18 protein-coding genes and 1 tRNA gene are annotated in these 19293 nt (G+C 64.7%); 11 read left to right on the forward strand and 8 right to left on the reverse strand.

Features of this window, described 5'->3' with window-relative positions:
* Positions 1-276: 276 nt before the first annotated feature.
* Complete coding sequence (locus CAG46_RS14835; RefSeq protein ID WP_161795747.1) at positions 277-744, forward strand: DUF1289 domain-containing protein; 468 nt, start codon at positions 277-279, stop codon at positions 742-744.
* A gap of 71 nt (positions 745-815) precedes the next feature.
* Positions 816-2084: a hypothetical protein gene (locus tag CAG46_RS14840; RefSeq protein WP_085617535.1), complete on the forward strand. Its 1269-nt coding sequence runs from the start codon at positions 816-818 to the stop codon at positions 2082-2084.
* A 40-nt stretch (positions 2085-2124) separates the two neighbouring features.
* On the opposite strand, the gene queD is transcribed toward CAG46_RS14840, so the two are convergent.
* Positions 2125-2481: a 6-carboxytetrahydropterin synthase QueD gene (gene queD, locus CAG46_RS14845; protein WP_025338446.1), complete on the reverse strand. Its 357-nt coding sequence runs from the start codon at positions 2479-2481 to the stop codon at positions 2125-2127.
* A gap of 53 nt (positions 2482-2534) precedes the next feature.
* Positions 2535-3614: a patatin-like phospholipase family protein gene (locus tag CAG46_RS14850; protein WP_025338447.1), complete on the reverse strand. Its 1080-nt coding sequence runs from the start codon at positions 3612-3614 to the stop codon at positions 2535-2537.
* A gap of 279 nt (positions 3615-3893) precedes the next feature.
* Here CAG46_RS14850 and CAG46_RS14855 point away from each other — a divergent pair, with 279 nt between their 5' ends.
* The 5 genes from CAG46_RS14855 to CAG46_RS14880 all read left to right on the forward strand — a co-directional run bounded on the left by CAG46_RS14855 (position 3894) and on the right by CAG46_RS14880 (position 7999).
* The gene (locus tag CAG46_RS14855) at positions 3894-4205 is read left to right on the forward strand and encodes a PepSY domain-containing protein (RefSeq protein ID WP_025338449.1); all 312 of its coding nucleotides are present in this window, start codon (positions 3894-3896) and stop codon (positions 4203-4205) included.
* Positions 4205-4519: a PepSY domain-containing protein gene (locus tag CAG46_RS14860; RefSeq protein WP_025338450.1), complete on the forward strand. Its 315-nt coding sequence runs from the start codon at positions 4205-4207 to the stop codon at positions 4517-4519. The genes CAG46_RS14855 and CAG46_RS14860 overlap by 1 nt, the downstream gene beginning before the upstream one ends.
* Positions 4520-5188 carry a response regulator transcription factor gene (locus CAG46_RS14865; RefSeq protein WP_013971919.1) on the forward strand — a complete coding sequence of 223 codons (669 nt, stop codon included), beginning with the start codon at positions 4520-4522 and terminating at the stop codon, positions 5186-5188.
* Entirely contained in the window at positions 5185-6504 is a 1320-nt protein-coding gene (locus tag CAG46_RS14870; protein ID WP_085617537.1) for a sensor histidine kinase, read from the forward strand. The genes CAG46_RS14865 and CAG46_RS14870 overlap by 4 nt, the downstream gene beginning before the upstream one ends.
* Before the next feature lie 340 nt (positions 6505-6844).
* Positions 6845-7999 carry an HPP family protein gene (locus tag CAG46_RS14880; RefSeq protein ID WP_085617539.1) on the forward strand — a complete coding sequence of 385 codons (1155 nt, stop codon included), beginning with the start codon at positions 6845-6847 and terminating at the stop codon, positions 7997-7999.
* On the opposite strand, the gene CAG46_RS14885 is transcribed toward CAG46_RS14880, so the two are convergent.
* On the reverse strand, positions 7973-8839 hold the full coding sequence (locus CAG46_RS14885; RefSeq protein ID WP_085592929.1) for a LysR family transcriptional regulator: 867 nt from the start codon (positions 8837-8839) through the stop codon (positions 7973-7975). The genes CAG46_RS14880 and CAG46_RS14885 overlap by 27 nt on opposite strands.
* 180 nt (positions 8840-9019) lie before the next feature.
* Between CAG46_RS14885 and CAG46_RS14890 the strand changes: the two genes are divergently transcribed.
* A complete protein-coding gene (locus CAG46_RS14890) occupies positions 9020-10909 on the forward strand; it encodes a propionyl-CoA synthetase (RefSeq protein ID WP_085617541.1) in 1890 nt (629 codons plus the stop codon).
* 127 nt (positions 10910-11036) lie between these two features.
* Here CAG46_RS14890 and zapE read toward each other — a convergent pair whose 3' ends face one another.
* A complete protein-coding gene (zapE, locus tag CAG46_RS14895; protein ID WP_084785133.1) occupies positions 11037-12107 on the reverse strand; it encodes a cell division protein ZapE in 1071 nt (356 codons plus the stop codon).
* Positions 12108-12266: 159 nt separating this feature from the next.
* On the opposite strand from zapE, the gene CAG46_RS14900 reads away from it, so the two are divergent.
* Positions 12267-12692: a DUF1810 domain-containing protein gene (locus tag CAG46_RS14900; protein WP_075044616.1), complete on the forward strand. Its 426-nt coding sequence runs from the start codon at positions 12267-12269 to the stop codon at positions 12690-12692.
* Between the two features lies 1 nt (position 12693).
* Here CAG46_RS14900 and CAG46_RS14905 read toward each other — a convergent pair whose 3' ends face one another.
* A complete protein-coding gene (locus CAG46_RS14905; protein ID WP_025338457.1) occupies positions 12694-12936 on the reverse strand; it encodes a DUF465 domain-containing protein in 243 nt (80 codons plus the stop codon).
* Between the two features lie 260 nt (positions 12937-13196).
* On the opposite strand from CAG46_RS14905, the gene CAG46_RS14910 reads away from it, so the two are divergent.
* A tRNA-Gln gene (locus CAG46_RS14910) sits at positions 13197-13271 on the forward strand.
* A 91-nt stretch (positions 13272-13362) separates the two neighbouring features.
* Here the strand turns inward: CAG46_RS14910 and CAG46_RS14915 are convergent.
* From CAG46_RS14915 to CAG46_RS14925, 3 genes are read right to left on the reverse strand one after another with little or no spacing between them, the layout of a single operon-like run.
* Positions 13363-15750 (reverse strand): response regulator, encoded by a 2388-nt coding sequence (locus tag CAG46_RS14915; RefSeq protein WP_085617543.1) that lies wholly within the window; start codon positions 15748-15750, stop codon positions 13363-13365.
* Between the two features lie 13 nt (positions 15751-15763).
* Complete coding sequence (locus tag CAG46_RS14920; protein WP_015269730.1) at positions 15764-16225, reverse strand: response regulator; 462 nt, start codon at positions 16223-16225, stop codon at positions 15764-15766.
* A 15-nt stretch (positions 16226-16240) separates the two neighbouring features.
* Positions 16241-18490 (reverse strand): ATP-binding protein, encoded by a 2250-nt coding sequence (locus CAG46_RS14925; protein WP_085617545.1) that lies wholly within the window; start codon positions 18488-18490, stop codon positions 16241-16243.
* 263 nt (positions 18491-18753) lie between these two features.
* Here CAG46_RS14925 and CAG46_RS14930 point away from each other — a divergent pair, with 263 nt between their 5' ends.
* Complete coding sequence (locus CAG46_RS14930) at positions 18754-19281, forward strand: spore coat U domain-containing protein (protein ID WP_085617547.1); 528 nt, start codon at positions 18754-18756, stop codon at positions 19279-19281.
* Positions 19282-19293 lie beyond the last annotated feature (12 nt).

Genomic DNA, 19293 nt, shown 5'->3' on the forward strand with positions numbered 1-19293 from the left:
TTCAAAGTTTTACGCCTGCAGAACGGGGAGCTGATGAGGGCTGGCACGGGCATGCGAGGGATGCATGGCCCGGGCCAACGCCGTTCTACCGGATGAACTGTGCTCGTGACGCTTTGAAAACAGCTTCCAACGGACATTGTTGCCTTTGAAAAGGCGGGATGATTCTACGGCAAAAAAAGCTCGAACGTAAGGCGGCGAAGATGACTTTAACGAGTGACCCTGGTTAGACAAAGGGCTAACATGAGCCCGTGTTCCACCGCCAAGCTGTTGTTTTTCATGTCCAACAAGTCCATCAAGACCCCTTGCGTCGGCCTGTGCTCCACGGTGTACGGAGACACGGTTTGCCGTGGCTGCAAGCGGTTCCACCACGAAGTGATCAACTGGAACGGCTACGACGATGCGCAGAAGCGCGCCGTGTGGCTGCGCCTGGAGCAACTGCTGGTGCAGGTGATGATGGCCAAGCTGGAGGTGTTCGACAAAGGCCTGCTGCGCCAGCAACTGGAGCAGCGTTCCATCCGCTTTGTCGAGCAGCAGTCGGAATATTGCTGGGCATACCAGCTGATTGCCCGCGGGGCGCGAATGATCCGCGACCTGGAAGCCTACGGCATGGTGCTGCTGCCGGAATTCCGCGACTGGGAGCTGCCGCAGTTGCGCGACGCCATCGACCGCGAGTTCTTCCTGCTGTCCGAGGCGCATTACCAGCGCTACATCGCCCCGGCGTTCCTGCAACAGGCTTTGGAGTAGGCTATTTCCCGCTGATTTCGGGCGGCATCGCTCGCGTAGTGTCCGGCGTTTTCCATGTACAGGAAGCGCCCATGAGCGACTATGTCTACCACCCGGAATTTTCCTTTTTGGCTCGCTGCTGGTGGCAGCTGGGCGATGAACTTCTGCATCCCGATCAGTGGGATGCTTCGACCGCCAGGCTTGCGCCCATGTGGCTGCATTATGGCGGGGCCGGGTTTCACAACGACCACTGGTACCGGTATCTGCGGGCTGAGCCCGGAGGCACCGGGCCATTGCAGCTGGAGCCATGGAGCTACACCTTGCCCAGTCATGTGTATGGCGAGCTGTTCTGGTTCGGAGCCTATGTCAGCGGTACGGACCGGACCGGCGCGACGCTGCGCTATGAAATGCGGCCTTATGACCGAAACTGGAAACCGCTGAACCGGATTGTCTACAGTAAGCCGGGGGCGCTGTCAGGCTTTGCAGGCTATGCGGGCGTAAAGGACCAGACCGAGGCGGCGGCCGGGCGTCAGCATCTGGCCGATCCGCAGCACCTGTGGAACCTTTCGGGTATCAACCACAACGATATCAAGCGCGGGGCGCGGTTATGCAATGTCGTTCTGGTCGACGCCGCCGGGCAACAGGCCAGGCGCCTCGCCAACCGGGAGGCGTGGCTGATAAACACGCTGACTGGCGAGCCAGGACTGATGGCCCTAGAAGTGCTGGACTACGCCCATGAAGCGCGTGATGTCGCCTGGGGCACGGGCCTGCAGCGGGCGGGCAGCAGTCATGTGTTCAAGGCAGAGCACAGTTTCATCGCCAGTTTGTGCTGGCGGCCCGACGAGGCGCCAGCCGGCCCTGCCGGCTCCGCGGATGGCGTGCAGGGCTTGGTGGCAGCTCGCTTTGACGAAGGCTGGGAGTGGAACCCACGTGCAAGGTTGAGTGTGGAGCAGGCCGATTCGTTGGGCACGCGCTGGCGCGACGATGAAACCCGGCCGGCATGCGAGCGTTTCTGGTTTGCCGCTTACCTCGAAAACGGGGTGTATGCGTATGAGATCTGGCCGCTTGACGCGCGTGGTCGGCGCCTGAAGTTCACCCTGCGCAAACAGAAGGGCTGGACCATGAGCCTGGCGCAGCGCTGGCAATCGGTTCGTGCGGAGGCGGATTTTCTCTGGCATCTGGACGGGTTGGACCCGACTGCCTTGCAGGTGGGGGCAACAGTGGCCAACGTGAAACTCAGGCACAGCAGTGGCCGAGTCGTGAAGCTGGCAGATCGCAGCGAACGCAGGCTGGGTACGGAGGCGCTGGGTGAGGAAGGATCCCTGACTGTGCAGGTGGTGGAAACCTCGGCCAGGTTCTAGGGGGGGCGCAAGGGCGCTGCTACAGCGCCCTTGCCGGGGTTCAGTCGCCGCTGTACTCGCAGCCGCTGGTGCAGGTCTCGTGGATGCGGACCTTCGACAGTTCCGGCAGCAGCGGCTTGACCTGGTCCCAGATCCACTTGGCGATCACTTCGCTGGTGGGGTTTTCCAGGCCCGGGATGTCGTTCAGGTAGTTATGGTCCAGTTGCTCGTAGATCGGCTTGAAGATCGCCTTGATCTCGGCGAAATCGCGGATCCAGCCGGTGTGCGGGTCGAGCGGGCCGGTCAGGTGCAGGCCGACCTTGAACGAGTGGCCGTGCAGGCGACCGCATTTGTGCCCGGCAGGGACGTGCGGCAGGCGGTGGGCCGACTCGAATGTAAATTCTTTAAAAATTTCCACGCTGTCATAACTCTGTGTGAATCAAGAATGCGCGCAGTCTACCAGCATGGCCGCTACAAGGCTTGCAGGCGTTCATGCAACCGCCCGGTGGCAATCAGCTCCAGCAGCTCGTCGCCCAGCCGCTGGCTCTCGGCAATGGCCTTGTACCAGTAGCGCTTGCGGCCAGGCGCATCGCCCATGAAACGCTTGAAGTCGTTGCGGTCGGGCAGCTTGCCGTAGGGCAGCGCCGCCAGGTACTGCGGCGAGGGTGTCATCAGCAGCACGTTCTGCAGGCGGGTGGCATCGCCCTTGCGCCAGGGCAGGGCCTTGTCGAACCAGCCGGGTACGACCTTGTCGGTGAAGTGCGGGTACAGCACCAGGTCGTCGCCGCGGTAGGGCAGGTCGAGGTGGTAGTCCAGCAGGCCGCCGTCGCGGTAGGTGCCTGCACCTGCGCCTGGGATGTCTTTCACACCTTCCATGACCATGGGGATGGACCCTGAGGCGAGCAAGGCATGGCGCAGGTTGGCCAGGTCCAGCGGCAGGCAGCGCGAGGGGAAGTCGGTCAGTGCGTCGAGCGGCGGCGTGGCGCGGCCGTCGTGCAGGATGATGCGCTCGAAGTGCCGGGCCAGGCGCGAACGGCCGAGCAGGTTGCTGGCGATCACCGAACCCAGGCCGAGGCCCAGGCGGCCGCGATGGTCGTGGGCGAGCTGGCCATGGCTCTTCACTACCAGGATGTTCAGGCGATAGTGCGGGTTGGCCAGCAGTTGGCCGTCGCGGCCTTGCAGCAGGTTGTCGAGCATGTGTTGGCAGCTGCGGCTGATTTCGGCCGGGGTGACGCCCTTGGCGAAATCCTGCTCGGTGTACAGTTCGCCCAGGCGACGGATGCCTGCGACCGGGTCGTCGAGGCAGGCACTGGCGAAGCGCCAGGCGCCGATCGAGGCGCCGATCAGCGCACGTTGGCGTGGTGCCGACGGCAGCCACTCACCGAACAGCGCCAGGTCCAGGCCCTGGATGCCCAGCGGCTTCGGCCCGCCAGCCGCACCCGGCAGCACACCGACATCGGCCGCCTGCAGGCCGCGCTCGCGGACCTGCCGCAGGGCACGTTGGCCGGCCTTGAAGGTGAGGGCGGGGTACTTGATGTGAATGGCGCTCATGGCGGGTCTCTTGGGCAGCAGGCGGTCATTATAAGGCTTCATGCGAATACCCTGTGGGAGCGGGTTCACCCGCGAAGCATGCAACGTGGTGTATGGCACCGGCTCCGCCGGTGTTCGCGGGCAAGCCCGCTCCCACAGGGACCGCGCGGGATTCGGTGATGGCGTGAAAGCAGCCTGACCTGCGCTATCATGGCGCCAGTTGTTTTCAGGTTGAATTAAGGACCGGTGGTTAATCTTAACCCCGTAGACAACTTGCACAGTTCTCAGGAGAGAAGAACGATGAAACACATGACTGCCCTGTTCACCGTAGCCGCCGCCCTTGCCCTGGGCGCCCATTCCGCCATCGCCAAGGATGTGCAGCCCGACGAAGTGGTCAAGCTGGTCAATGCCAAGACCGTCAAGTCGCTGGACGAACTCAAGGCCGCCGCCGTGGCCAAGCACCCGGGTGCCACCGTCACCGACTCCGAGCTTGAAGACGAGTACGGCCGCTACATCTACAAGGTCGAGTTGCGCGACACGCAGAACGTCGAATGGGACGTGGCGCTGGACGCCAAGACCGGTGAAGTGCTGAAGGACGAGCGGGACAACTGATGACCCACCTACTGCGGCCGGCGCGCTACCTCGCGCTGGCCCTGCTGGCCGTGTGTTCCCTGGCCGTTGCCCGCGACCTGGACCAGGACGAAGCCCTGGAACTGCGCCAGAAGGGCATCATCCTGCCACTCGAGCATCTGCTGGAAACCGCCCTGGGGCGTCACCCCGGGGCGCGCCTGCTGGAGGCCGAGCTGGAAGAAGACGACAATCGCTACGAATACGAAGTCGAGTTGCTGACGGCTGAAGGCGTGGTGCGCGAGATCAAGCTCGATGCCAGCAGCGGTGCCCTGCTCAAAGACGAGGAAGACGACTGAATGCGCCTGTTGCTTGTCGAGGACAATGTACCGCTGGCCGATGAACTCACCGCCGGCCTGCAGCGCCAGGGCTACGCCGTGGACTGGCTGGCCGACGGCCGCGACGCGGTGTACCAGGGCCAGAGCGAACCCTACGATTTGATCATCCTGGACCTAGGCCTGCCGGGCTTGCCGGGCCTGGAGGTACTGGCCCAGTGGCGTGCCGCCGGCCTGGCCACGCCGGTGTTGATCCTTACTGCCCGTGGCTCGTGGGCCGAGCGTATCGAAGGGCTGAAGGCCGGGGCCGATGACTACCTGAGCAAACCCTTCCACCCCGAAGAACTGCAGCTGCGCATCCAGGCGTTGTTGCGCCGTGCCCGTGGCCTGGCCAACCAGCCGACGCTGGAAGCGGCCGGCCTGCACCTGGACGAAAGCCGGCAGTGCGTGAACCGTGACGGCGTGGATATCCAGCTGACCGCCGCCGAGTTCCGCCTGCTGCGCTACTTCATGCTGCATCCGCAGCAGATCCTGTCCAAGAGCCACCTGGCCGAGCACCTCTACGACGGTGAAACCGAGCGCGACTCCAACGTGCTGGAAGTGCACGTCAACCACTTGCGACGCAAGCTGGGCCGCAGCGTCATCGAGACCCGCCGTGGGCAGGGCTACATCTACGCCGGGAGCGCCGCGTGAAGTCGATCCAGGCGCGCCTGAGCCTGGGCCTGGTGGCGGTGCTGGTGGTGGTCGGCCTGGTGCTGGCGCAGCTGACCCTGTGGCTGTTCGAAGTCGGCCTGCAGCGCTACCTGGAGAACGGCCTGCGCAAGGAAAGCGAAAACCTGCTGGTGGCCCTGGTGCGCGGGCCTTCGGGCCTGCAGCTGGATGAGCGGCGTATCTCGGCTGCCTACCAGCGGCCGTTTTCCGGCTATTACTTCCGCATCGATTTCGATAAAGGCACCTGGCGCTCCCGTTCGCTGTGGGATCTGGACATGCCCAAGCCCGCCGCGCCGGGCCTTTCCGACAGCCACGAACTCGGCCCGGAAGGCCAGCAACTGCTTGCCCTGCGTGCCGACTACCGGCGCCTGGGCCAGGACATCTCGATCAGCGTGGCACAGGATTATTCGCCGGTACGCGAAGGTTTTCGGCGCCTGCAGCAGATCGGCCTGGGCATGGGCCTGGTGGCGCTGATCCTGGTGCTGGTGTTGCAGCGCATCACCGTCACCCGCTCGCTGCGGCCACTGGAGCGGGCACGCCAGCAGATCGCCCAGTTGCAGCAGGGCCAGCGCTCGCAGCTGGATGCCGAAGTGCCCAGCGAACTGGCGCCGCTGGTGGGGCAGATCAACCACCTGCTGAGCCATACCGAAGACAGCCTGCGTCGCTCGCGCAATGCCTTGGGCAACCTGGGCCATGCACTGAAGACGCCACTGGCGGTGCTGCTGAGCCTGGCCTCCAGCGAGCGCCTGAAGGACCTGCCGGATGTTCGCGCGCAGATGCGTGAGCAGCTGGAGCAGATTCAGCAGCGCCTGGCGCGTGAGCTGAATCGTGCGCGCCTGGCGGGGGATGCGCTGCCTGGCGCGCAGTTCGACTGCGACGTCGAGCTGCCGGGGTTGCTGGGGACGCTGGGCATGATCCATGGCGAGGGCCTGCAGCTGGCCAGGGATGTGCCGCCCGGGCTGCTGCTGCCTTGGGACCGCGAGGACTTCCTGGAGCTGCTCGGCAACCTGCTGGACAACGCCTGCAAGTGGGCCGACAGCGAGGTACGGCTGGGTATCGCACCGAATGCCGAGGGCTACCAGGTGTGGGTCGATGATGATGGCCCCGGTATCCCCGAGGGCCAGCGGCAGCAGGTACTGGAGCGCGGTTCGCGGCTGGACGAGCAGGTAGACGGGCATGGGCTGGGGTTGGGCATCGTGCGCGATATCGTCGAGGCCTGGGGCGGGCGCTTGGCGCTGCTGGATAGCCCCCTGGGCGGCTTGCGGGTAAGCATCGACTTGCCGCGCAAGGCTCGGTAATGCCGGGTCCCTGTGGGAGCGGGTTTACCCGCGAACACCGGCGAAGCCGGTGCCATGCACCGTGTCGCATTCTTCGCGGGTGAACCCGCTCCCACAAGTTGCGCGGCGCGCTTGAGGAATTTGCTGGCCATATCACCACTGCAAAAAAATTGCAGTACAGCCGCATTTTTTTGAATTAGCCCAATCTCACCCCACCCGGCAAAATTCCCCCACGAAACCCTGCGGTTTCCATCTCTCCACGGACGGAGCCCCTTGTGCTATTGCAACCGCAATACGAGGCCCAGGCCACCTCGGCTGGGCTTTCTTTTAACCAGAAAAACTACAGATTCCGATTACCTACATGTCTGCCTCGCGTTCCGAAAGTCGTCTGCAGCGGCTGTTGCCAGCGCCCCTGAATATTCCCCCCAAAGAATGGTTGCGTGCCGGTATCGGCGCGTTGCTCGGCCTGTTCCTCGCCGGCTGGCTGACCGGCATGGCCTATGGCCCCAGCATCGCCTTGCACCTGCTCGGCCCGCTGGCGGCTTCGGCCGTGCTGGTGTTCGCCGTGCACTCGGGCCCGTTGGGCCAGCCCTGGCCGGTGCTGGGCAGCTACGCCCTGGCCGGCGCGGTCGGCCTGGCCATGCGCCAGGGCTTCGGCCCGGAGCTGTGGGTGGCCGCTGCCGCCCTGGGTATCTCGATCCTGGTGATGTGCCTGCTGCGCTGCCTGCACCCACCGGGTGGCGGGGTGGCGGTGAGCGCGGTGCTGGCCGACCCGGGGCTGACCGCCATGGGCGACCACCTGCTGGAGCCGGTGCTGCTCAACGCGTTGATCCTGGTAGCGGTGGCAATCCTCTACAACCGCCTCACCGGCGTGCGCTACCCGAAAGGCGCGGTGCCGCGCAAGGACCTGCACCACACCCATGACCCGCTGCCCAGCGAGCGGGTCGGCATCCGCGGAGAAGACCTCGACCAGGCCCTGGAAGAACTGGGCGAGTTCGTCGACGTCACCCGTGATGAACTGGAACGCATCATCCTGGCCACCGAGCAACACGCCCTGCAGCGCAGCCTCGGCGGTATCACCGCGGCCTCGGTGATGTCCCGCGATGTGCAGTTCGCCACGCCCGACACCACTCTGGAGCAGGCCTGGAAAATGCTGGCCAGCCACCACCTGAAAACCCTGCCGGTGCTGCAGCAGGGCAAGCTGGTGGGAATAGTCAGCCTCAGCGACCTGGTCGGCCCGGCCATGCAGCGTGGCCGCTTCAGTTGGCGCGGGTTGTTCGGCCGCAAGGCGGTGCGCATGGAGCAGGTGATGAGCCGCCGGGTAATCAGCGTCAGCAGCCAGCACCCGCTGGAGCGCTTGCTGCCATTGCTGTGCGAACAGGGCCTGCATTGCCTGCCGGTGCTCGATGCCGACCAGTTGGTGGGGGTGATCACCCAGACCGACCTGATCGCCGGCCTCAAGCGCCAGCTGCTCAGCAAGGCCGAGGTTTCAGATAACCGGGTCCCAGCGTTGTGACCAGTCGCTGGCGCCGGCGGCCACCAGCCGGCGCAGGATGGCGAAGGCCTGTTGCAGGGCTTCGCTGTCGCGCTTGCGCGGGTACACCAGGAAGGTCGGGTAGGTGAATTCCGGCGCCTGCGGTACCCGCTCGAACACGCCGCTGTCCAGATAGGCCTGCACCACCCGCGTGCGGAAGTAGCCACTGCCGCCCTGGTCGAGTATGAACTGCAAGGCCAGCGGGCCCAGGTTGAAGCTCAGCGCCGGGCGCGCGCAGTCGGGCAGGGCGGCATCGTGCTGGCGACGGAAGGCTTCGCCCCAGTCGATATAGATGTACGGGTCTGGCTGGGCGACCCGGCGCACACGGATCAGCTTTTCCTCCATCAACTGCTCCACCTGCAGGCCCGGGCCGTAGGTCGGCTGGTAGACCAGTGCGGCATCCAGCAGGCCCATCTCGACCTTGCGCAGCAGCGATTCGCCGTCGCTCACCTCGCTGCGGATGGCATGGCTGGGCAGCTCGCGGTGCAGGGCACTGACCCAGTCGAGCAGCATCGGGTTGCCCAGGCTCACCTCAGCGCCCACGTGCAGCACTTGCTGGCAGCCTTCGGGCAGCGGCAGGTCGCGGCGCGCCGCTTCCCAGGTTTGCACCATCTGGTTGGCATAACTGACGAATGCCTCGCCGTCGCTGGTCAGGCTGGCGCCGTTGCGGCTGCGCACGAACAGCTGGCAGCCCAGTTGCTGCTCCAGGCGCTGCACCCGCGCGGTGATCGCCGTCTGTGACACGAACAGGCGTTCGGCGGCGGCGACCAGGCTACCGCAACGCACGATTTCCAGAAAGGTACGGGCCTGATCGATGTCCATGAGCTGCTCGGTGGCTGAAGGGGTGGCCTATTCTAGAGGCTTTGCACCGTTATGGGGCGTTTTTGCGTTGTCTGCAAATTTGCAGGTCGGTTGTGACTTTAGTCCCATGGCGGCGCGGGTGTAGCGGTCCATACTCAAGTTTCGCCCTTCAATAACAACAAGTACCGGGTTTCTTTCGATATGAGCTACCAGCACAGCTACGCCCATTCCATTTCCGACCCTGCCGCTTTCTGGGCGGAACAGGCCGCGCACCTGGCCTGGCACCGCAAGCCTGCCCTCACGCTGCAAGACAATGCCGACGGCACCCACCGCTGGTTTGCCGATGGCCGCCTGAACAGCTGCTACCTGGCCCTCGATCACCAGATCGAGCAGGGCCGTGGCGAGCAGCTGGCGCTGATCTACGACTCGCCGGTGACCGGCGTGCAGCAGGCCTACACCTACCACCAACTGCGCGACGAGGTGGCGCGCCTGGCCGGGTTGTTGCGCCAGCTGGGGGTGAACAAGGGCGATGGCGTGATCATCTACATGCCCATGGTGCCGCAGGCGGCCATGGCCATGCTGGCCTGCGCGCGGATTGGCGCAGTGCACTCGGTGGTGTTCGGTGGCTTTGCCGCCAACGAGCTGGCGTTGCGCATCGACGATGCCCGGCCGACGCTGCTGCTGACGGCCTCCTGCGGGCTGGAGTTCGACCGGGTAATCGAATACAAGCCGCTGGTCGATCGCGCCCTGCAACTGGCCCGCCACCAGCCGCGCAACGTGCTGGTGCTGCAGCGCCCGCAGGCGCGTGCCCAGCTGCAGCCAGGCCGCGACCTGGACTGGCAGGCGGCATTGGCCAAAGCCGAGCCGGTGGCACCGGTGGAGCTGGACGCCGGCGACCCGCTTTACATCATGTATACCTCTGGCACCACCGGCAAACCCAAGGGCATCGTGCGGGAAAACGGCGGCAATGCCGTGGCGCTGTGCTACGCCATGCGCCATATCTACGGCATGCAGGCCGGCGATGTTTGGTGGGGCATATCCGATGTGGGCTGGGTGGTCGGCCATTCGCTGATCGTCTATGGGCCGCTGATGAGCGGCTGCACCACGGTGTTCTACGAAGGCAAGCCGATCCGCACCCCGGACGCCTCGGCCTACTGGCGGGTGGTGGAGCAATACAAGGTCAATGCATTGTTCTGCGCGCCTACGGCCATGCGCGCCATCCGCAAGGAAGACCCCGAGGGGGAGCTGATCCGCAAGCACGACCTGAGCTCGCTGCGCCAGTTGTTCCTGGCTGGCGAGAAACTGGATTCCAGCACTCACGAATGGCTGGAACGGGTCAGTGGCAAGCCGGTGCATGATCATTGGTGGCAGACCGAGACCGGCTGGCCGGTCACCGCGCCCTGCGTAGGGCTGGAAGGCAGCGCGGCGAAGCCGGGGTCGAGCAACCGGGCGGTGCCGGGCTATCACGTGCGCGTGCTGGATGACGAGGGCCACCTGCTGGGGCCCAACCACCAGGGCTCGATCGTCATCGCCCTGCCATTGCCGCCCGGGTGCAGCCAGACGTTGTGGGGCGACCATGAGCGTTACCTGCAGGCCTACCTGCGGACCTACCCGGGGTATTACCACACCGGCGATGGTGGCTACCTGGACGATGACGGCTTCGTCTACATCATGGGGCGCACGGATGACGTGATCAACGTGTCCGGGCACCGGCTGTCCACCGGCGAGATGGAGGACCTGGTGGCACGCCACCCGGCGGTGGCCGAGTGCGCGGTGATTGGCGTGCATGACGAGATCAAGGGGCAGGTGCCGTTGGCCTTGGTGGTGCTCAAGGACGGCGAGGGCATTGCCGAGGCGCAGTTGCTGGTGGACCTGGTGGGTAGCGTGCGCGAGGAGATTGGCGCGTTGGCGTGTTTCAACCGGGTGCGGTTGGTGAAGCGGCTGCCCAAGACCCGCTCCGGGAAGATTCTGCGGGCGGTGCTGCGCAAGATTGCCGACGGGCAGGACTATGTGCCGCCATCGACCCTGGATGACCCGGCGGTGCTGGGGGAGATCGAGGCGGTGCTGGCGGATTTGCCCAGGGCGGGTTGATGTTTTGACTTTGCTGGCCTCTTCGCGGGCATGCCCGCTCCCACAGGTATTGCACAGTTCTCAAGGCTTGTGACATCCCTGTGGGAGCGGGTTTACCCGCGAAGAGGCCGGCCCAGGCAATGCAGTTCTAGGGCCCTACCTGATGCAGCTGCCCCAACCGGCTGCGCGTACGCATCAGGTCGGCAAGCGGCCCGCCCAGGCTTTCTTCCAGCGGCCGTTTGCCGATCACCAGCACCTGCCGGTCCTGGTCATACAGCACATCCACCAGGTTGACGAAACGTTGCTGCGCCGCCAGCGAACATTCAGACAGATCATCCAGCCCATCGATGATCCACTCATCGTACTGCCCGGCCAGCACCAGGTAGTCGATCACTGCCGTGGCCTTTTCGCACAGGTCGTCAAAGCCAAGCACCACCCGCCGGCCATCGACGGCCAGCGCGCGCAGCGGGCGCTTGTTCACTTCCAGCATCACCGGCTGCGGCTCGGGCACCTTCAGCGCCTGGCGCTGCGCTGCATTGCCCGGCCACACATAGTGGCCCCGGGTAAAGCGCTGATGCTCGCGGTTGGCCGGCAGGCTGCGGAAATCGGTATCGCCACCCACTTCCAGCACTTCCATCGCGCTGTTGATCAGGCGGATCACCGGCAGGAAACGTTCGTGGTACAGCGGGTTGGGCAGCAGCCCTTCGGGTGCATAGTTGGACGTCACCAGCAGGAACACGCCGCGGCTGAACAACGCATTGAACAGCCGGGTGAGCAGCATGGCATCGCCAATGTCGTGCACATGGAATTCGTCGAAGCACAGCACCTGGCAATCGCCCACCAGCTCGTCGAGGGTCGCGCCCAATGCATCGTCCAGCGCCCGGTGGCGGTGCATGCCCTGGTGCAGGCGGGCGAAGAAGTCATGGAAGTGCAGGCGCAGCTTGGCCTGCACCGGCACCGCCTGGAAAAAGCCATCGAGCAGCCAGCTCTTGCCCCGGCCTACCGAACCGTACAGGTACAGGCTGCGCGGCTGGCCTTGTTCGAGCTGCGCCAGTTGTTCGGCCATGCAGTGGATCACCCGGCGTTGGCCGTCGCTGAGCTGGTAACCGCGGCTGTGCGCCTTGTCCTCGAACCAGCCGAGCAGTTCGCTCTGGTTGGCGGCGGCGCCGCGCAGGCGTTGGCCAAGCTGGCGTAGCGGGGTAGGGATCCAGGCAGGCAAAAGCAAAGCTCCTTGGGCGATGGCGGGGCAGCGTGCAGCTTGCCCGAGGGCGGCCATTTTGACCAATACAGAAAGTGCGCGGCAATCATCGCCTGATGAGATAGGTTTGCCATGGCAGGCGTACAGTAGAGGCTGGAGCCGATGCGAGGAGGGGCGAGCATGCACGCCGACCATGATCTACAGCGTTTCGTCGAGGCGCAGAACCCTGTGTATGACCAGGTGATGCAGGAGCTGCAGGCCGGGCGCAAGCGCAGCCACTGGATGTGGTACGTGTTCCCGCAGCTCGATGGCCTGGGCCACAGCGCCATGGCCGAACGCTATGCGCTGGCCGGTATCGACGAGGCTCGTGCCTACCTGGCTCATCCGCTGCTTGGCCCACGCCTGGAGGCCTGCGTGACTGCGCTGTTGCAGCACAGCGACAAGAGCGCCCGTGAAATGCTCGGCAGCCCCGACCACCTCAAGCTGCGCTCGTGCCTGACCCTGTTCGCCCGGGCGGCGCCCGACAACCCGCTGTTCCAGCTGGCGCTGGTGCAATTTTACGGCGGTGATCAGGACGCCCTGACCCTGGCCATGTTGCAGGGTTAGCTCAGGCCTTGTGCTCCAGTTGGCGCTCGATCATGTACTTCACTGCCAGCCGACGTTCTTTCAGGCGGCGCAGGTCTTCATCCTCGAAGTTGCCCGCCGAGATCGACTCGGCGGCCAGCACCTGGTTGTCGATGTCCATGTACTCGTCCAGCAGCCGGTCCAGTGCCTTGTCCTGCTGACGGCGTTGCTGGACGATTTCGCGCGGGTAGTGCAAGTCCTGGTAAAGGTCGTGGGAGACAGGCATGGGGTCCTCCTTGGTCAATGCAGATGGCTCATCTGATTGGAAGGGAGGAAAGCGATTGTGTTGAAGCCAAGCGGGCGGAAAACGACGGATGGTCGCCGCGCCAACCCCGAAAATGACTAACTCGCTGTTTTTTGGTAATTTTTTTTCATCAGGGGGTTCACAGACCGAAAGTTTGTTGTTAAAGTGCCGCGCATTCCAAGACAACAACCCAGTTGTCACTCAGTTGGAATTGTCAGAGCAGCAAACGCTGCATCCGATACAGGGGCGTCGCCAAGCGGTAAGGCAGCAGGTTTTGATCCTGCCATGCGTTGGTTCGAATCCAGCCGCCCCTGCCATTTTCTTGCTTCAAACGTATCTCGGTCCGGTGCTTGGAAAGGCAAGCGCTGGGCTTTGTCGTTTCCGCAGGTTTTGTCGCGGGCTGTTCGGTCACCTGGCAGTTCCAAGCATCTCGTTCAGCAAGCGGGCCAGTTCATCGGCCTGTACCGGCTTCTGGATCACCAGGCTGCCCGGCAACTCCAGCCCCTGCAATTCTGCATAACCGGTAAGCAGTACCACCGGCAGGTGCGGGTACCGCTCGCGTGCCGCCACTGCCAGTTGCGCACCGTTGAACTCGGGCATGGCGAAATCGCTCAGTAGCAGGTCGATCTGCTCATCCAGCAAGGCCAAGGCCTGTTCGCCACTGTGCGCCTGGCGCACCTGGTAGCCGTACTGGCGCAACACATCGCCGAGCATGTCGCGTACCAGATGGTCGTCATCCACCAGCAGCACGGTGCGATTACGGCCGCTTTCGCTTATCGAATGGCTGAACAGCGACGGCACCGGTTCGTTGACGGCTTCACCCTTGACTGCCGGCAGATACACGGCCACCTGCGTGCCACGCCCAGGCGTGGTGTCGATGCGCACGCCACCCCCGGACTGTTTGGCGAAGCCGAATACCTGGGCCAGGCCCAGGCCCGAGCCCTTGCCGATATCCTTGGTGGTGAAGAACGGCTCGAATACCTTGGCCAGCACCTCTTCACTCATGCCGCAGCCGGTATCGCGGATGCTCAGCATCACGTACTCGCCAGGGTCCGGGTCTTCCGGGCGCTGCGGGCGGGCGTCGATCCGGGTATTGCGGGTCGACAGCGTCAGTTGGCCGCCGTCGGGCATGGCATCGCGGGCATTGATCGCCAGGTTGAGAATGATCATTTCGGTCTGGGTCGGGTCGGTCAGCGCCTGCCACAGGGTTGGTTCCAGGTCCAGGCGCACCGAGACATTGCCGCCCAAGGTGCGGCGCAGCAACTCTTCCAGGCCGGCCAGGGTGCGGTTGAGGTTCAGCGCCACCGGTTCCAGGCGTTGGCGACGGGAGAAAGCCAGCAACTGCGAGGTCAGCTTGGCGCCGCGCTCGCCGGCTTCGCGGATGTGCGTGAGCCGCGCACGGGCTTTTTCAACGTCGGCTTTGGCCAGGTCGCGCTCGAGGAAGCTGGCACCGGTGAGGATTACCGTCAGCAGGTTGTTGAAGTCGTGAGCCACACCGGCGGTCAGCTGGCCGACCGCTTCCAGCCGCTGCATCTGCTGCAGCGCGGCCTCGATACGTTCGCGCTCGGCGATCTGCTCGCGCAGGCGGGCGTTGGCTTCGGCCAGGCCCAGGGCGGCTTCGCGCTCGCTGGTGATGTCGCGCGCCACCACGTACAACAGGGTGTCTTCCGGCACCACCACCCACGACAACCAGCGTTGCTGGCCACCGGCATCCAGGATACGCCCGACAAAACGGGCGCTGGTGCGGCCATGGGCGAGGGCGGCCAGTTCGGTGAGCAGCAGTTCCTGGTCGGGCTCGGGCAGCAGGTGCAGCAAGGACAACTGGCTCAGGCGTTCGCGGGACAAGCCAAGGCTGGCTTCCCAGGCGGGGTTCAGCGCGACTGGGGTCAGGTCCTTGTTGAGCACGGCCAGCAAGTCCTGCGACAGCTCCCAGGCACGGTCGCGTTCGCGGGTGCGGCGCTCGACCCTTTCACCCAGCATCTCGTTGAGCTGGTGCAGTGCCTGGTTGGCCAGGCGCTGGGCATGGATGTCCTGCAGCACCCCGGAAAAACGCATGCATTTTCCGTCGACGAACTGGCTCTGGCCACTGCTGAGCAGCCAGCGCGGTTCCAGGCCAGCGGGTTGGGCGATGCGGAATTCGACCCGATACAGGCCGCCACTTTCCGGGCACATGGCGTGCTCCACCGCCTCGCGCACCTGCGGCAGGTCGTCGGGGTAGATGCCGGCGTAAAACACCTCGAGGCTCATTTCGGTATCGGCGGGCAGGCCGAACAGGGTCTTGCAGCGGTCATCCCACAACAACAGGCCTTCTTGCGGGCGCATGTCCCAGGTGCCCATGCCGGCAGCGTCGATGGCAATGCGTGCACGTGCCTCGACGTCGGCCAGGGCTTCTTCGGCGCGGCGCCGGCGCTGGCGCTCCTGCACTTCGGTCAGGGCCCGGCGTACGGCCTTGGGCAGCAGCGGCAGGTTCTTCTTGAGTACATAGTCGGTGGCGCCCAGGCGGATCATTTCCACCGCATGTTCTTCGCCATAGATGCCAGACAGGAAGATGAACGGAATGTCCGGTGCCAGGCGCTGGGCGATGGCCAGCACTTCGGTGCCGGACGAGCCCGGCAGCACGCAGTCGCACAGGATCAGGTCGTAGCGGGCCTCGCTCAGGGCTTGCTCGACACCGGCATGGTCGAACACCAGTTGCGCCTGCACTTGCAGCCCGCTGCGCTCCAGGCGCATCAGGGTCAGTTCGGCGTCCATCGAGTTGTCTTCGACCATCAGCAGTTTCAGCGGCGTTGGCTGCATCGTCGCGGGCACCTCAGATGCTGCCACGCCGGTTCAGGCGCAGCGAGCCGGGTGGCGGTTCGTTGAGTACCGCCCAGAACACCCCCAGGTCGGAAATGGCGGCGACGAATTCCTTGAACTCCACCGGCTTGACCACGTACGCGTTCACCCCCAGCTCGTAGGCGCGCAGCAGGTCGGGCTCTTCGCGCGAGGACGTCAGCATCACCGTCGGGATGCTGCGCAGTTCGGCGGTGGCGCGTACTTCCTTCAGCACCTCCAGGCCGTCGACCTTTGGCAGTTTCAGGTCCAGCAGCAACACGGCGGGGTTGCCGTCGTCACGTTCGGCATAGGCATTGCGCCGTAGCAGGTAGTCGAGTGCCTCGGCACCGTCACGCAGCACGATGACCTCGTTGGCCAACTGGCTGCGTTCCAGCGCCAGGAGCGTCAGCTCCAGGTCCCGTGGGTTGTCTTCGACCAGCAGGATGGGTTTGAGCATGATGGTAGCGGTGCCTCAGGTAGTCGCGGGATGGCGCGGGAGGGTGAAGTGGAAGGTTGCACCCTGGCCAACCTTGCCATGGGCCCAGACCCGGCCGTCATGGCGTTCGATGATGCGACGCACGCTGGCCAGGCCGATCCCGGTGCCTTCGAAGTCTTCCATGCGGTGCAGGCGCTGGAACACGCCGAACAGTTTGTTGGCGTAGGCCATGTCGAAGCCCACGCCGTTGTCGCGAATGCAGATCTCGGTTTCGCCCGGGTGTTGCACGGCACTGATGCCGATGCGCGCCGGGGTGCGCCCACGTGTGTATTTGATGGCGTTGGCCAGCAGGTTGTGCAAGGCCATGTTGATGAACGCCGGGTCACCGACCACCTTGGGCAACTGGGCAATGTCCCAGACAATTTCGCGGTTTTGGTAGTCGGGCGCCAGTTCGCTGCGAATGGCCTCGACCAGGGCGTTGAGGTCGACCTCGGACAGGCGCAGGGCAGAGCGGCCCATTTGCGAGAAGTTGAGCAGGTTGTCTACCAGGCTTCCGGCAAAATGCGCGGCTTCCTCGATGTGTTGCAGAAAGCGCCTGCCGCGCTCGCTGAGGCCCTGGCCCTCGATTTCGCCGAGCAGTTCGGAGTAGCCGGCAATATGGCGCAGGGGCGCGCGCAGGTCATGGGACACGCTGTAGGAAAACGCTTCGAGCTCCTTGTTCGAGCGGCGCAGCTCCCCAGCCAGCTGCGCCAGTTCCTCGGCCTTGCGCAGGACAATGCCGAGCACTGCCGTGCGCAGCTCCTGCACGCCTTCGATGACCAGCGGGTGCCAGGGTTCGCAGTAGCCGCGCAGTTTTTCCTGCCAGCTTTCGAAACTGTGCCGCGGGTCGAGGTTGCCCTGCGGCCCGACCTGTTTGTTCGGCTGCCCGGCCCAGTTCACCGTGCGCACCTGCTCGGGGCGGAACCACAGCAGGTAGTGCGAGTGGATCTGCGAAATGGCCACTGCCAGCACACCGCCTGCGTGGGCCGCGAGCTCGGGCAGTTCATCGATGTCGCGGCGCAGGTTGTCGCTGTGGAACACGCTCTCTTCGCCGCGCTGGGAGAGCCAGTGCACCAGGGCGTTTACCTGCGCGGCCGGAGGGGTCTTGCCGATCAGGTCGCAACGTTCGGCGGATATGACCGCGGCACCTTGGGCGCCGGCGAAGGCCAGCAGTACTTCCGGCAAGTCGCGCAGGCCGTCGCCGACACTGTCATGGTCGGCCATGGACGAGATCATGCGCACGATGTGTTGGCGCAGCTCCAGCAACTGGCGAGTGTTGGCGTGAGACTCGCGCGACTCGATCTGCAGCGACAGCACACTGGCCAGCAGTTCGCAGGCGGTACGGGTGCGCAGGTCCACCGGGCGCGGCTGTTCGTGGTGACAGGACACCAGCCCCCAGAGTTGCCCGTCGACCACGATCGACAGCGACATCGATGCCAGGGTACCCATGTTGCGCATGTACTGCAGGTGCACTGGCGACACGCTGCGCAGCGCGGCAAAGCTCAGGTCCAGCGGCTTGCCGGTGCGCGGGTTGGCAGCTGGCAGCAACGGCGAGGCCTGGTAGTTGGCGTCCTCGATCACGCGGATGCGGTTGATTCGGTACAGCTCGCGCGCCTGGCGCGGTATGTCCGAAGCGGGGAAGCACAGGCCCAGGTAGCTCGGGTACCCCGGGTCGGCCACCTCGGCCAGCACCTGGCCGTTGCCTTCGGCATCGAAGCGATAGGCCTTGACCCGGCCGAAGCCGGTGATGCGCTTGAGCTGCAGCACGGTTTGCTGCAGCAGTTCCTCGAGGCTGCCGGCCTGGTGCAGGCGGCCTACGAAGCTGCGCACCAGCGGGTAGTAGTCGCCTTGCCCGGCAAGGTCCGCCGGCAGACGAGGGGGTTCGAATTCGGCGATCAGCACCTGGTCGTGACGATGGACCAGCAGGTGCAGGTTGCCGCGGCAAGGCGCGTCCTGGCGCAGGTGCACATCGCTGATGTGGAACGGAAAGACCTCGTCCTGCGGCAGGCGCGCCAGGTGCAGGCGCAGGTCGAAGGCACCGCTGACCAGTTCGGCGAAGTCGCGACCTATCAGTTCACTGGCCGGTATGCCCAGCCAGTGCTCGACATTTTCGCTGGCCTGGAGTACTCGCATGTCGGTTTCGTCCAGCACCAGCAGGAAACCGTGGGGCTGGATGCTGCCAGGCAGCTGGATCGGCTCCTGGGCGCAGCGCTCGAGGGCTTGGGTGAGCGTGCTGTCTGCAATCATCTATGAAAACGCTCCTGTCGTGTCCTTCCATGCATGCCGCATGAGTCTAGGCAGGATGAAGGGGATACACCCTAACAGAATATCGGTCCGGATAACGGCCTTTGGCCATTTGAGGAGAATGTCGGCGATGCGTTCTGTGTCGTGCGGCTTTTTTTTCAGGTGGTAGCGCTTTTTGGCTAATACAAAAAAATGGCTCGATGCCAGCAGCGTGATGCCACTCCGCTGCTACGCTCAGGTCAGCAGACATCGACAAGGATAATTAGGTGACGGAGCGCTACCTGGCCGCCCTGTTGGGCCTTATGTTGAGCAGCAGCGCCATGGCGGCGGACTTCCTGGTGGAGGTGCGGGTGCTGGTGCAGCGCGGCTGCATGCTGGTCAACCAGCCCCGCGATGCCGGTGCACAGGCGCTTGGGCGCATCGACCTGGGCGCTGCTGCACGGCTGGATGGCCCTGGGGCGCCGCTCACCGGCGCGCTGTTGAGCCAGCGCCCGCCACGCCTGGAATGCAATCCCCACACCCCCTATCAGGTCCGCGTCGACGGTGGTCTGCATGGCGGCGTCGGCGAGTTGCGCTTCCTGGCCAGTGACGATGCCACGGCCCGGCCCATCCCGTATCGCCTTTACCGCGACGCTGCCTGGCGCGAACCGCTGGCGGTGAACGTGGCGCATTCGGCGCGGGTGCCGAACAGCGGTTCGGTCGAGCTGCCGTTGTTTGCTCGGATCGACAAGCTGGCCTGGGTACCGCCTGCAGGCTTGTACGCCGACCTGCTCAAAGTGACCGTCAGCTGGTAGGGATGCCGCCAT

Origin of the sequence: Pseudomonas sp. B23(2017) (genome assembly GCF_002113725.1) — a bacterium.
Taxonomy (GTDB): Bacteria; Pseudomonadota; Gammaproteobacteria; order Pseudomonadales; family Pseudomonadaceae; genus Aquipseudomonas; species Aquipseudomonas putida_Z.

Excerpts from the sequence above, each read along its gene's own strand:
- CAG46_RS14835 (WP_161795747.1), top strand. The coding sequence starts at position 277 with ATGTCCAACAAGTCCATCAAGACCCCTTGCGTCGGCCTGTGCTCCACG.
- CAG46_RS14840 (WP_085617535.1), top strand. The coding sequence starts at position 816 with ATGAGCGACTATGTCTACCACCCGGAATTTTCCTTTTTGGCTCGCTGC.
- CAG46_RS14850 (WP_025338447.1), bottom strand. The coding sequence starts at position 3,614 with ATGAGCGCCATTCACATCAAGTACCCCGCCCTCACCTTCAAGGCCGGC.
- CAG46_RS14855 (WP_025338449.1), top strand. The coding sequence starts at position 3,894 with ATGAAACACATGACTGCCCTGTTCACCGTAGCCGCCGCCCTTGCCCTG.
- CAG46_RS14860 (WP_025338450.1), top strand. The coding sequence starts at position 4,205 with ATGACCCACCTACTGCGGCCGGCGCGCTACCTCGCGCTGGCCCTGCTG.
- CAG46_RS14865 (WP_013971919.1), top strand. The coding sequence starts at position 4,520 with ATGCGCCTGTTGCTTGTCGAGGACAATGTACCGCTGGCCGATGAACTC.
- CAG46_RS14880 (WP_085617539.1), top strand. The coding sequence starts at position 6,845 with ATGTCTGCCTCGCGTTCCGAAAGTCGTCTGCAGCGGCTGTTGCCAGCG.
- CAG46_RS14885 (WP_085592929.1), bottom strand. The coding sequence starts at position 8,839 with ATGGACATCGATCAGGCCCGTACCTTTCTGGAAATCGTGCGTTGCGGT.
- CAG46_RS14890 (WP_085617541.1), top strand. The coding sequence starts at position 9,020 with ATGAGCTACCAGCACAGCTACGCCCATTCCATTTCCGACCCTGCCGCT.
- CAG46_RS14900 (WP_075044616.1), top strand. The coding sequence starts at position 12,267 with ATGCACGCCGACCATGATCTACAGCGTTTCGTCGAGGCGCAGAACCCT.
- CAG46_RS14905 (WP_025338457.1), bottom strand. The coding sequence starts at position 12,936 with ATGCCTGTCTCCCACGACCTTTACCAGGACTTGCACTACCCGCGCGAA.
- CAG46_RS14915 (WP_085617543.1), bottom strand. The coding sequence starts at position 15,750 with ATGCAGCCAACGCCGCTGAAACTGCTGATGGTCGAAGACAACTCGATG.
- CAG46_RS14920 (WP_015269730.1), bottom strand. The coding sequence starts at position 16,225 with ATGCTCAAACCCATCCTGCTGGTCGAAGACAACCCACGGGACCTGGAG.
- CAG46_RS14925 (WP_085617545.1), bottom strand. The coding sequence starts at position 18,490 with ATGATTGCAGACAGCACGCTCACCCAAGCCCTCGAGCGCTGCGCCCAG.